The sequence below is a fragment of the Duganella aquatilis genome, from assembly GCF_009674565.1.
In the GTDB taxonomy this organism is placed as follows: Bacteria; Pseudomonadota; Gammaproteobacteria; order Burkholderiales; family Burkholderiaceae_D; genus Rugamonas; species Rugamonas aquatilis.
The window spans coordinates 21,045-32,938 of sequence record NZ_WKJL01000028.1 but is presented as its reverse complement, the minus strand read 5'-3'; the positions used below and the strand labels follow the sequence as shown (position 1 = coordinate 32,938).

At 53.7% G+C, this 11,894-nt stretch carries 14 protein-coding genes; 3 read left to right on the top strand and 11 right to left on the bottom strand.

What is annotated here, in order from left to right:
- Positions 1-5 precede the first annotated feature (5 nt).
- On the bottom strand, positions 6-1,319 hold the full coding sequence (gene blh, locus GJ698_RS31210) for a bifunctional sulfur transferase/dioxygenase Blh (RefSeq protein WP_208023882.1): 1,314 nt from the start codon (positions 1,317-1,319) through the stop codon (positions 6-8).
- A 215-nt stretch (positions 1,320-1,534) separates the two neighbouring features.
- Between blh and GJ698_RS25940 the strand changes: the two genes are divergently transcribed.
- Positions 1,535-1,870, top strand: a complete 336-nt coding sequence (locus GJ698_RS25940; protein ID WP_166454949.1) for a MarR family winged helix-turn-helix transcriptional regulator — start codon at positions 1,535-1,537, stop codon at positions 1,868-1,870.
- 201 nt (positions 1,871-2,071) lie between these two features.
- On the opposite strand, the gene GJ698_RS25935 is transcribed toward GJ698_RS25940, so the two are convergent.
- The 6 genes from GJ698_RS25935 to GJ698_RS25910 all read right to left on the bottom strand — a co-directional run bounded on the left by GJ698_RS25935 (position 2,072) and on the right by GJ698_RS25910 (position 6,613).
- Positions 2,072-2,449, bottom strand: coding sequence for an effector-associated constant component EACC1 (locus tag GJ698_RS25935; protein ID WP_154360757.1), 378 nt, complete (start codon positions 2,447-2,449; stop codon positions 2,072-2,074).
- A 123-nt stretch (positions 2,450-2,572) separates the two neighbouring features.
- A complete protein-coding gene (locus tag GJ698_RS25930) occupies positions 2,573-3,550 on the bottom strand; it encodes a site-specific integrase (RefSeq protein WP_229260176.1) in 978 nt (325 codons plus the stop codon).
- A gap of 81 nt (positions 3,551-3,631) precedes the next feature.
- A complete protein-coding gene (locus GJ698_RS25925) occupies positions 3,632-4,030 on the bottom strand; it encodes a hypothetical protein (protein ID WP_154360756.1) in 399 nt (132 codons plus the stop codon).
- Between the two features lie 2 nt (positions 4,031-4,032).
- On the bottom strand, positions 4,033-4,356 hold the full coding sequence (locus GJ698_RS25920) for a hypothetical protein (RefSeq protein ID WP_154360755.1): 324 nt from the start codon (positions 4,354-4,356) through the stop codon (positions 4,033-4,035).
- Positions 4,357-4,572: 216 nt separating this feature from the next.
- Positions 4,573-5,205: a hypothetical protein gene (locus GJ698_RS25915; RefSeq protein WP_154360754.1), complete on the bottom strand. Its 633-nt coding sequence runs from the start codon at positions 5,203-5,205 to the stop codon at positions 4,573-4,575.
- 271 nt (positions 5,206-5,476) lie between these two features.
- Positions 5,477-6,613: a hypothetical protein gene (locus GJ698_RS25910; RefSeq protein ID WP_154360753.1), complete on the bottom strand. Its 1,137-nt coding sequence runs from the start codon at positions 6,611-6,613 to the stop codon at positions 5,477-5,479.
- Positions 6,614-6,699: 86 nt separating this feature from the next.
- Here GJ698_RS25910 and GJ698_RS25905 point away from each other — a divergent pair, with 86 nt between their 5' ends.
- On the top strand, positions 6,700-6,990 hold the full coding sequence (locus GJ698_RS25905; RefSeq protein ID WP_371865440.1) for a helix-turn-helix domain-containing protein: 291 nt from the start codon (positions 6,700-6,702) through the stop codon (positions 6,988-6,990).
- Positions 6,991-7,014: 24 nt separating this feature from the next.
- Here GJ698_RS25905 and GJ698_RS25900 read toward each other — a convergent pair whose 3' ends face one another.
- The 4 genes from GJ698_RS25900 to GJ698_RS25885 all read right to left on the bottom strand — a co-directional run bounded on the left by GJ698_RS25900 (position 7,015) and on the right by GJ698_RS25885 (position 10,875).
- Entirely contained in the window at positions 7,015-7,527 is a 513-nt protein-coding gene (locus GJ698_RS25900) for a hypothetical protein (RefSeq protein WP_154360751.1), read from the bottom strand.
- A 420-nt stretch (positions 7,528-7,947) separates the two neighbouring features.
- On the bottom strand, positions 7,948-9,252 hold the full coding sequence (locus GJ698_RS25895; protein ID WP_154360750.1) for a tyrosine-type recombinase/integrase: 1,305 nt from the start codon (positions 9,250-9,252) through the stop codon (positions 7,948-7,950).
- A gap of 167 nt (positions 9,253-9,419) precedes the next feature.
- Positions 9,420-10,094: a cysteine hydrolase family protein gene (locus tag GJ698_RS25890; protein WP_154360749.1), complete on the bottom strand. Its 675-nt coding sequence runs from the start codon at positions 10,092-10,094 to the stop codon at positions 9,420-9,422.
- Between the two features lie 28 nt (positions 10,095-10,122).
- A complete protein-coding gene (locus GJ698_RS25885) occupies positions 10,123-10,875 on the bottom strand; it encodes an SDR family oxidoreductase (protein WP_154360748.1) in 753 nt (250 codons plus the stop codon).
- A 139-nt stretch (positions 10,876-11,014) separates the two neighbouring features.
- Between GJ698_RS25885 and GJ698_RS25880 the strand changes: the two genes are divergently transcribed.
- The gene (locus tag GJ698_RS25880; protein WP_154360792.1) at positions 11,015-11,890 is read left to right on the top strand and encodes a LysR family transcriptional regulator; all 876 of its coding nucleotides are present in this window, start codon (positions 11,015-11,017) and stop codon (positions 11,888-11,890) included.
- Positions 11,891-11,894 lie beyond the last annotated feature (4 nt).

Here is an 11,894-nt window from a genome sequence, read left to right as displayed (position 1 = left end):
CGATGTTACCAGGCTACGCCTGGAAATGTGTTCAGCGGAATCTTCAGATAACTGCGACCGTTGGCCTCTTGCTCAGGTAAATGCCCAGCGGCGATATTTATTTGCAGCGCGGGAAGTAGTAGCTTGGGCATAGGTAATGTGCGGTCGCGTCCTTCCCGGCGAGCGATAAATTGTGCCCGGTCGCTTCCCGCCACGTGGACATTACGCGTTTTTTGCTCGGCAACAGTTGTTTCCCAGCGAGGCGAGCGGCCGTCTGGCGGATAGTCATGACCAGTAAATAGCCTGGTCGCATCAGGCAACTTCAAAATAGCAGCAATTGAGTCCCATAACTGACCTGCATCGCCGCCGGGAAAATCCGCTCGTGCGGTACCTGAATCCGGCATGAACAAGGTGTCGTGGACAAAGGCAGCATCACCTGCTAGGTACGTAACGGATGCTGGGGTGTGCCCCGGAGACGAAAGCACAGTCACGTCCAATGAGCCAATCGTGAATACTTCATCATCGAGCCACAAACGGTCCCATTGCGAACCATCTGTTAAGAGTTGCGGTAGGTTATAAATAGACTGCCATAACCGTTGTACTTCTACGACGCGCGCGCTTGTAGCAACAAGTGCTCCTGAGCGCCGCTTCATATATTGCGCCGCTGAGAAATGGTCTGCGTGTGGATGCGTTTCAAGTATCCACTCAAGAAACAGCCCCTCATCTGCTATGAACGCCAATATGGCATCGGCACTAACCGTCGCCGTTGAGCCAGATTTTTCATCGAAATCGAGCACAGGATCGATAACTGCGCAGTGCAAGGTGCTAGGATCGACAATCACGTATTGAACGCTGCCTGTTCGGTTGTCATAAAACCCGTGGACGTGGGGAGTACGCTGTGAATGCTGATCGAGCCACCTCGTCGCCTCAGAAAGGTTTAGTTGCCAATAGTCGGCCATTTTCGGAATTTCGTTTTGGGCGAGTCTTCCATCAAGTACCTCACCAATCACGTGCAAAGTTGCAGAGCGTAAGCCGCTTTTGCAGTGAGCAAGCACGCTTCCGTCGGTCCCTGCAACTGCGTCTTGAAAGGCTCGAACGTCCGCTTCAGTGATGTTTGCCAATGTTATAGGAATGAACTTATAGACCATGCCCGCAGATTGTGCTGCCTGCGCCTCGGCCTCTGGGGATGGCTGCATGGCGTCTTCGAATCCTGGTCTATTGTTGATTACCGTATCATAGCCCTCCGCTGCAAGTAGAGCGAAATCGGCGAGCATTGGCTGTGGACCAATAGATAACTTATCACTGAGCTTAATGACCGGAATCGAAGTTGAATTGCGCACACGACCTCCTATGTACGAGGGGATAAAATTTACTTTTTCTTTAATTATACGCATATGCTACTAATTTTTCGAATGCATCTTAGGAGAGAGATGTCAAAATACGATTACAATTTTTAAGAGGACTTCGGATGGTTGTTCGATGCAATTGCTATTCTTTACGCCGAGCTGCGCGGCGTGCGACTCAACTTTATGACCAACTTTTGGCACCTTGTGGCTTGAAAGCAACTCAATACATGGTGTTAGAGGAGGTTGCACGCTTGCAACCAATCTCACTTGGGGCATTGGCGAGGCAAATGATTATGGAACGAGCTACGATAGGAAAAAACATTCGACCTCTTGAATCGAGCGGATATGTGCGAGTGGTCGCTGGCGAAGATCGTCGAAGCAGAGAGGTACTGTTGACTGATGAAGGACGTCGTGTTTTGGAACTGGCTAAATACAAATGGCAGAAGGCACAGGAAATATTTGAAAGCGAAGTGGGAGAAAAGGAGTCTGACGTACTACGTCAAATGTTAAGTGAAGTGGCATCCATCGATTTCTTATCTGCCTAGCACTGCCGTCGGCTACTGGAGAATGCGGAATTTCATTCACCATTATATGAATCGATTGATAATGCATCGATCATTATATGAGCTACTGACATAGAGTGATTCAGGGACAGTCGGCCTTGGTCATCCTTAATTTGAAGGGTAGCGTTGGGCGCAAGCCGCCTATCAGGTAGGACTAGCTGGTGGAGTACGAAAGTTAACTTATTAGGTAGTCGATCTGGCTCCGGAATTTTCGCTACCTCCTGTGTCGATGACTGCAATCGTCGCCGAGATTGGAAGGAATTTCTGTACGTCTTCAGCCGAATACCCTTTGGCATGAATTGTTTTGCCGTCTGCTGTTTGAATCAGGACTTCTCGACTTTTACGAGCATCTATCCAGGCCACTATCACTTTCGCTAGGGCATTCCAAGGCATTGCATCGGACAGTGCTGAGATAGTTTCAACTATTCCTGAAGCTTGAGCCCCAGATGAAAATAGGTGTACGCGTTGGTGTTGAATGTTTGCGTCATCCAGCGCGGCGAGAAAAGAAACTTGGCTATCTTTGAATAGGGAAAGGCGAACAACGCTGACTTGCTTACTCATTGTGATCCGGAGCGAGTTAAGGTGGTGTCCATGATACCTCAAGATTTTACTTGAATCGTGCCGTGCATTTGCCAGTTGTCCTCGTATGTTTAGGTCAACCGACATGATTGAGCGTATTGGACTTCAAAGCAGACTTGGAATCTTTCGCTTCGCGACGGGACGAATATAGCGGGCTAGTGTCACATCGGAAGTATGACCCGTCTGCTCACGAATCTGATATGACTGAAGGCCCACGGTAGCAGCCTCGGTCACGAAACCTGAACGCAACGAGTGCCCTGCCACCGACTGCGCGGCGACATCGCCTTTAATTACCCGCACCGCGGACTTGACGATCAGTGCCACTGACTGCGGCGTAAGGGCCTTTTCGCCTACAATCTGATCGTGCCGATTGATCGCTCTGAAAAGTGGACCGCTCTCTATTCCAGCAATATCAAGCCAGGTTAGGAGTGCCTTAACTGGGCAGCGACTGCCTCGTGCATGCGGAATAAATACAGTGCGCCCAATACCCTCCTGATCGGTCTTTGAGCGCCGAAGAAGAAGTTCTAATCCGGTGTCGTATCGGGTGATGTCTTCGTAGCGTAACCCAACCAACTCAGATCGTCGAAATGCTCCGGCAAAGCCAATCAACAGTAGGGCCTTATCTCGCGCCGCCTTGAGCGGTAGTTGTTGATCGACGTAGACCATCATCTCTAGCAAATCATCTTTAACTAACGCTGTTACCCTGCGTTGTTTTGTTCCCATCGTTCGACGGATGCCTTGCATGGTCCGCTTGACGAGATGATCCATGACCGGCGATGGAAGATGCTTATCAATATGCGCCCGGTGGATGGCGATTAAGCGGTGCTGTAGAGTTGCCACCGCATTTGTACTGGCAAAGTTCGCCAAGTATTCAGCAACCATCTTCGCAGTCGCTGGGATCTTGCCGCCATTCATTCGGAAGTGCCGTATGTCCGCGTCGTATGACCGTGTGGTGGCGTCAGATTGCGCTGCCGCCGAGTAAGTGGCAACCAATACTGACGAAGCAGCCAGCGGCGTTTCAAGCGCTGCCTTCGTGCTTTCAGGCTTTGGCGTTTTGGAAGATACAGCTGCTGACTTTTTCATGCATATTTCCTTTGTTGGATGCCATCCGAAATGGCCGGCCTAGTGCTTGAATCTGGCGGCGCTAGGCCACCATCTATGTTCTTATGGTTTAGCTAGGGGAAGCGAGCTCGCGATTTCTGGCGCATAGTCGTAGGTAAGTTGGCGGCAGCGGCCTGAAATCTTGTGTGCGACAGTTGCGAGGTCATTGAGCTCTGCCACGAGCCAGCCTAATGACTCGACAACATCAGCAAGTTCCTCCTCACCAAACGGATCTGTAGCAGCTCTTGCTAATAGCCGGCCAACTGCTGCAGTCCCAATGTGGATGATCAGAAGTGCAGCATCACCAGCGTCTGCCAGTTGTACAAGCAAGGCCGGGTCTGCTGCGCCGTAATCCACTTCTGATTCTGTGGTGAGCGGAAGATGTGGCATTAAGAGCAGAAGGTTGCAGATAGCGTATGCCGATGGCGGAAAGTCTTGTCCGGGGTCAGATGTCCTAGTCATGTTCAATACTCCGACGGCAGCAGCAGTGTGGTGGAGGAGCGGTCAGCTTCCGTGATTATCCAAAGTCGCTCCTTCGCGACGTCATAGCTGGATAAGATGCGAAGTCCGTGCTCGATGGCAAACAGGTTTTCTTTAGCATCAGCAGCACAGATGCTGCCGAAGTCCCCTTGGTGATGCCGAGTGAGATAAGTTGTAGCGTTGATGCCGTGGCGATCTAGCAGATCAAGTGCGCCAGGAGTCGCCAAAAGCATTCCGAGTTTAAATAGCGGCCTGAACTGTGGCGTATCTGAGGTAGTAGGTTTCACTACCGATGAGTGGTCTTTCATAATCGTTCCTTGGTCGGACCGTCAAAGTACGGGCGTGCAAAGGCCTGCGCTTAGAGCACGGTCTATAAATGACGGGAATAACGGAAGTGCAGGCAGATCAGCTGGGAGGCCGACCTTTGCATGCACTGGAGAAGAGCCTACGGCCGCTATACGTTGCGACCGTAGACAGGAGCATGTTCAGCAGAGGGCTTGAGCAAGCCTCTTGCTAAACGCGGTTCAGTGATTGATCAGATTGCCGTACAACGTGTAGAACTGATTGCCAGCTTTGACGCCTGCCAGCAGGTCAATTAGTTTCTGCTTGCCATTTGCAGTGATCCAAGCGTTTGTTTCACGGGCCGCCTGACAATATATCGCATCCCCCTTCGAGCTATCGGCCACTGCGGCCTCGAAGTCGGCAGTTCGGAAGTCAACGACGTAATTAGCGGTCAGGCTAGTGCAGTCAGGATAGCTACCGACCAAAGTTGCGATACCCTCGTTGAACCAAGACGGCACTCCGCCGCCGCCATATCGGTAGAGCGTTTCGGTATGCGTCAACTCGTGCGCGACCGTCAAGCTATGTGCCTGCCCCACGAAGCTGGTGTAGGTTATGAAGATGGTTGGCTTCCCGGCTGTATAGGTTGCGTTCGGCAGTTTGAAACCTAGTGGCGAGTAGACACCGGCATAGCTACCCATGAAATATGCACGGCAAGCCTGCGTTTGGCAGAAGATCATTTGTGGATGCGGCGCGGTGAACTCGCCATAAAACTTTGTGACCGTCGTATAGGCTCCTGCAACGCTCTGACGCAAGGCCAGTTGATCGTCTGCCGTCGTGGTGGGTTCAACATACACGCCGTCGCAAATCGCGAGCATCGGAGCTTTGTCAAAGAGGACCGGTGCCTGATTTGTCGTAGGGGCAGCACAAGCAGCCACTGTCGGCGGTGTTACGACTGGTGGCATCGGATCAACCGGTGTAGTTGGGCCTGTTGGCGTCGTGGGTGGTGTTGCGGCCACATGCGAAGAAGACGAGCCTCCGCCACCACAAGCAGCCAAGACGATTGAAGCGGTGACGACGATTACTCTCTGAATTATTGACATTAGATGAACTTCCTGAAGTTGGGATCTTTTAATTGTTCGGCTGGTGTCAGTCGCTGATGGACGTCGGTTTTACACCTTCAATGAACTGCCGCATTTCGGAGAAGTTTGGTTTCCTGCCTGGCACAACTGAGGCAATCGCTTGGACCTCATACTGACCAGCGACAAAAAGCCGGACCTTCCGCACTTCCTCAGCGGATTTGCCTGTGAATTCCGCTGCATCGACCGCTCCCCATTTCACTGGCTTCAAGTCACTCACCTGCTCGTTATGTCGCTCAGCAATGTCTTTGACTTTCGCATCCAAGTCGACGCTGCCATTGGCATTTGTACCGGACAACTTGGCAAACCAAACATCCATGTTCGTGTCAGCAGTCCCAAACGAGCATTGCCACCACCGTTGGCCTGTCTTGGGATCAGCTTCGACAAAGTTACATTGCTCAGCCGAAGGCACCTTGGCAATGAATGCCCCTTCTCGCTGTGAGAACTCGGTCCAAAGAGGGGATGGCTGCGGCATGTGCACGCTGCTGTCACGACTGACTTTTTCGGCGTTGATGTCAAATCTAGGCGGCTCAGCGAAGCGCCAGCCGCTTTCCGCCTTAATCATCGCGCTTGTCCCTCGCATTACGAGGCCAACAGGAACACCTTCATCGGGCGCATCCGCTTTGGGCTTAGCTGCGGCACGGATTCGTTCAATAGCAAAGCGAGCATTGGGCAACTCACAAGGCTGTATCTCTGCGAGTCGCTTACGTACAGTCATGACTTCATCCGTAGCTCGGTCAACGACTGCGGCCAATGGCGCTGGGTTGCCAGAAGTGGCCGCGATGTTGGCTGCGCGGTCATGCTGCAACCGTCCACGCTCAAGACGTTCATTCAGCACAGCTAACTCAGGCAGGAGCTTTTGGGCTGCGCTGGCGCCGCCTTTCAGTGCAACTTCAAACGTATAGCTGACCTCGTAGCTGTGATTGCCAAGTTCAGCGCCATCAGTTTTCTTGACGTCGTTGACTTCCAAGATCGGACATTGGAATTCGTTGGCAAGACTCGTTTTGATGTCCGAGTCGTCTGGTTTGGAACTGCAACCAGTCAAGCCAATCGATGAGGCTACGACAGCGATGATGGTCAGTCTGGAATGGCGACGTTTAGAGCGGCCGACCACTCCGCCGGCGCTCGGTTGATCCATGTAATCCATGGCTTAGGCTCCTTAGAGAAAGTAAGTTACAAGAAAAACACACTTTAAGTTTGATTATTGTCTCATGGAAATCAAACTCAAAGTGTGTGGTGCTAGGCGTGGAAAAACCCGATGCTTCGGGTGTGTCCACCCCAACCCAAAAGTGTGAAGCTCAGCTTCTGTTCGCTGCAAATGTCAGAAGGTTCCGTAAGGCCCAATCGATATCGCAGGAAAAGCTGGCTGAATATGCAGGCCTACACACGAACTACATCTCGTCCGTTGAGCGCGGCGAACGTAACATCTCGATCTGCAACATTGAGAGGATCGCTCGCGGCTTAGGTGTTTCGATGCCAGATTTGCTGAGTCCCCAGCCGACTCCAGACAGCGAGAACTCCTGAGCGCTTCAACCAAGCCATATCGAACTACTTCTTCGCGGATGTGGTTGGTGCTTTCCCCATCGAATGAACGCCAATGTACCAAGCTGGCGCCAGCGCCTCCAGATCAGTACGAACCTGCTGCTCCGGCTTAGCTGCCGTTGGGTCAATCGCATAGATGACCATCTTCGCGTCATGACTTGCCTTGGCTCGATGAACCACGACGTGTCGACCAACCTCCCAGTCGGCGTCGTAACCGACCAGAGCAACGCAGCAATCTGGAAGCTGCGACACCTTGGTGCACTCCTTCCAAACGGTGGCAACCAGCGAATACTTCGCGAATAGAGCAGCAAGGAAGTCCCCGTCAATCACGTGGTTGTAAGGCCCCGTTTTGGGCAGGCCGAGTTCTTCCGCCTTCTTCCACACCTCCTCAAGTGTGGTGCCTGCGATGATCGCTACCGACGCAAGGGCGCAGGCATGACGGTCTCGGGTAGTGACAGGCTTAAATGCAGGCTGAAACCCGGCTGCCGAAGAGGTTATGGTTGTAGGTATCGTGACCATGAAATGCTCCAATGTGAAATGAAAGGGCGTGACAGTACCTGCCTGAATCGGCTACAAGGCGATGTGATGGGATTGGGTATTGTGAATTACTGGTCCCGCTGCACTTCGATTTCGAGGAGCTGGGTTTGGGTAGGTAATGTCGCGATGAGCAAGCTCACTCTGCCGGTACTGTGCGGTGCCGAGTCGAACAAGCGTTGCACCAATATTATCTCATGAATAATGGGTATTTTGATAACAAAATAACTTTGTCGCAAACAGCCGTTAGAACCGCAAAAACCTGTGAACCGTGCCGAACGTCAGCATGTTCGGCAAACCACGATGCCAGAGAAGCGACTTAAACGGCCGGACAAGCCGTCAAAAGCGGTCGACTGATACTGATGCATACCATGCCGTTTTTAAACGCCGCAAAACGCGGGGAAATCAATCAGCCGTTTTTGCGGCACTGAGAGCAATACTCTCGCGCTCAACAGCAACTAGGAAATCAGACCAAGTCATGAGCGCTTGCTTCCGCTCCTCAAAATAGTTGTGCACGTCATAGATGCCTTCGATGCCAGGTAGTTTGTGGTTCAAGCACATTTCCGTGATGTCACGCTCCACGCCAAGCGCCCGCATCTGGCTTTTCGCGGTGGACCGCAAATCATGCGGCGTGAACCGGCGTACCTCAGGCTTGTACTCGGTCAGCCAGAATTCAATCGCCGCACCTATCGTGTTCGGATTAATCGGCCGATCGCCCGTCGAAGACGCGTTTTTGTAATCGCCACGCATCGGCAAAACGAATGCCGAATTCCCGGCCCGCTGTTTCAGTTCGTACAGCCAACCCTTGACCGGCTCAGTCAAGGGTATCTGGATGCCCGGCCCCGTCTTCGATTCCGGAATGGTCCATATATCACGCTTGAAATCGAAGTGTGACCACTTAGCGGTTCTCAATTCGCAGGTACGTACAGCTGTCGCCAGCAGCAGGCGAACGGCAAGCGCATTCTCTTGGTTCATGTCAGCCCGCATCAGGAGCAGTAGTTCATCCCTGCTCAACATCAGGCGCCGCTTAGTTGCCGGACGCTTGCCCAATAACGCTGTCAGATCGATGCCGATGCATGGATTGGATGCTACTAGCTTGCGGCCAGCGGCATGCCTGAACAGCATCCGTGCAGTGGTCAGCAACGTGCGCGACTCGACCCAGGGCGCGCCAATGTATTCGATCATCTCCACGATATCTAATGAGGATACCTGGGTCACCATATACGCGCCGAGACGAGACTCTATGCGAATCAGATTGCGGCCATAGCCCTTTTGCGTACTCACTCCCAGGTCAACCATGATCTTGTCACGGTAGTCATCAATCAACTCCCGCATGGTCCAGTCCTTCACCGCTAACGCTTTCGCGCGCCGCTTGTCAATGGCCGGATCGCCTGCCTTGTCGACATGCGCTCGCTTTTCGCGGGCAATCTTGCGGGCATCAGACAAGCTGATGTCGGGGAAGTTGCCGATGGTGAGTTCCTTCGCCCTACCGGCACTCCGATAGCGTAAAATCCAACTCGCAGTTCCAGCAGTGGACAGCGTGAACGTTAGTCCGCCACCATCCGACCGCGCCAAGGGCAACGGTAACTCCCTTACCTCGCCCGTTTCCGGGTCTTTGGCGGTTGGCTTGCCACCGCCCTTCACTGCTCGTATCCAGTGTTGCAACTGGAGGGTTTGCAGCCCCTCCGCCGCGTTAGTTTTCCCTGTCATTGCCGGTCCTTTTTGTCGCTAGCTACACACATGGCTACGCATATTAGCGGCGACTTTACGGGGCGTCAATGTACGACAATAGACAATAAATACCTATTAAATCAAATACTTATATAAATTCGTAGACGCCAATAGATTGCATTAGAGCATCGAATTACGCTACGACGTCATTCTGATGTAAGCATCGGCGCTTTCAAGAAGTCCATCGTCGTCAGCGCCTTGCCGTAGAACGGTACGATATCCGACAGGAACGAGGTCTGCTGCTCACGCGTAAATGCCGCCGAGGCGTCGTAGATGACATGGGTGTTGTAGCCCAGGTCGTGTGCATGCCGCAGCGTCGACTCCACGCACTGGCGCAAGGCATAGCCGGTCAGGTAAATATCCTCGATGTGGTTGTTGCGCAGATAGCTATCCAGCGACGTTCCCGCGAAGGCGCTGCTGCCGGTGCGTTCGCGGATCACATACTCGTTGGCGGCAGGCTCAAAACCCGGAAAGAACTCCGCCTGCTTACCCAGAAACGATTTGTATTGCGGCATCGCTGCACGCAGACCGAATTTCGCCTGGCCCAGGACTTTGTAGGAAGGTTCCAGGGTCATGGTGACGAAAATGACTTCCATATGACGGCGCCGCGCTTCCGCCAACACCTGCTTCGAGTTGGCGACGGAGTCTTCGAACTGCTTGCGGTCCTTGAATTGGGCGTTGATGCCACCGGTCACCGCCATCCAGTCATTCTGATACTCGATAAGGATGAGCGCACTCTTGTGCGGCGTCGCAGTCTGTGCGGAAGCGGCCGTGGCGGCCACCAAGATGGCCGCCAGCAGGCCGTGAAAGAATGATTTCATAAAAGTGTTCCCGTAAGAGAGTGATTGATCAGCCGTTAAGCGTGCGTCCGCCGTCGACGATGATTTCCGTGCCGACGGTCCAGCGCGACTCGTCCGATGCCAGGTACAGAACGGCTTTCGCTACCTCCTCCGGCGAACCGAAACGGCCAAAGGGAATGCCGGCAGTGATGTCCTGGTTGACCTGCTCGCGGTAGGCATCAGGGATGCCGAGCTTGTCATACAAAGGCGTCTCGACCGGACCTGGGCTGACCGCATTGACGCGTATGCCGCGTCCAAGCAGTTCGCCGGAAAGCGTCTTGGACAGATTCAGAAAAGCGGCCTTGGTTGCCGCGTAGACGGACGACCGCGCGGCGCCGACATGCGCATTGATCGAGGTATTCAGCACCACCGATGCCGGGTTGGCGAATACGGGCAGGAGTGACTGGATCAGGAAATACGGCCCTTTGACATTGATATCGAACGAGCGGTCGAACATCTCCTCGGTCCACTCCTCCACCGGCACCCACACCGATATTCCCGCGTTGAGGAAGGCAATGTCCAGCTGGCCGTAATGCGCCTGGACGGCAGGGGCGAGCGCTTTCTGCGCGGTGACACTCGCCGAATCCGCAGACAAGACCAGCACTTCGGAACCCAGCTCCACCCTGGCTTTTTCGATACTGTCGGGATTGACGCCGGTAACGATGACGCGCGCACCTTCCGCCAGGAATTGCTTGGCGGTTTCAAGTCCGATACCGCTGGTTCCACCGGTGATGAGGGTGCGTTTTCCTTGCAAACGAGACATAAATTTCTCCGATAAAGTGATTAACTGACTGCCCCGGAACTATGCGCTCATGCTTTTCTGCTGATAAGATGAGATTTCTGCATATATTTCATGCTGCTTTTGCATGAATCATGGAGGCGCGGTGGATAGATTCTTGTTGATGACCTGTTTTGCCCGGGCGGTAGAGACAGGAAGCTTTTCGGCTGCAGGGCGCGATCTCGGCCTCGGCCAACCCAATGTGAGCCGGTATGTCGCGGCGCTGGAAGAACATCTCCAATCCCGTCTGCTCCACCGCACCACGCGCAAGCTCGCGCTGACGCCTGAAGGCGAGCGCTACTATGCAGAAGTTCGAAGGATTCTGGATGCGGTGGCGGAGTCGGAATTTTCATTGCGTGAAAACGCCGAGCCGTCGGGCTTGCTGCGTGTTGCCTGCCCCTCCGCGTTAGCCCACGCCTTTGTCTTGCCGCAGTTGCCGGCATTTCTGGCGCGTTATTCCCGCCTGGAACTGGACCTGCAGATCAATGATCGCTATGTGAACCTGATCGATGAAGGTGCCGAGTTGGCGATACGCATCGGCCACCTGGAGGACAGTGCACTACGGGTGCGGCACATAGGATTTTTCGAGCGCGCATGCGTTGCCAGCGTAGATTATCTGGCTCTGCGCGGCGTCCCGGAAACACCAGACGATTTGCGCGCACACGATTGTGTGATCTACACCTTGCTTTCGTCCGGGTCTACATGGCGCTTTCGGGATGCCGAGATACCGGTATCCGGCAGATTCCGCGTCAACTCTCCCGACGCCGTGCGCGAGGCTGTCAACGCGGGCCTTGGCATTGGGCATGGGCCGCGCTGGCTGTTCGAGGAAGGCCTCAAGAATGGCCGATTGCAAATACTGTTAGCCGGGCACGCTGCACCGCGCGTGCCCATTCAGATGCTCTACGTTGCGAACCGGCTTCTGCCAAGACGGGCGATCGTCTTCATGGACTTCATCGCCGAAGCGTTTGCCAAGATCCCTGCGCTCAATCTCCAGATGTGACCGC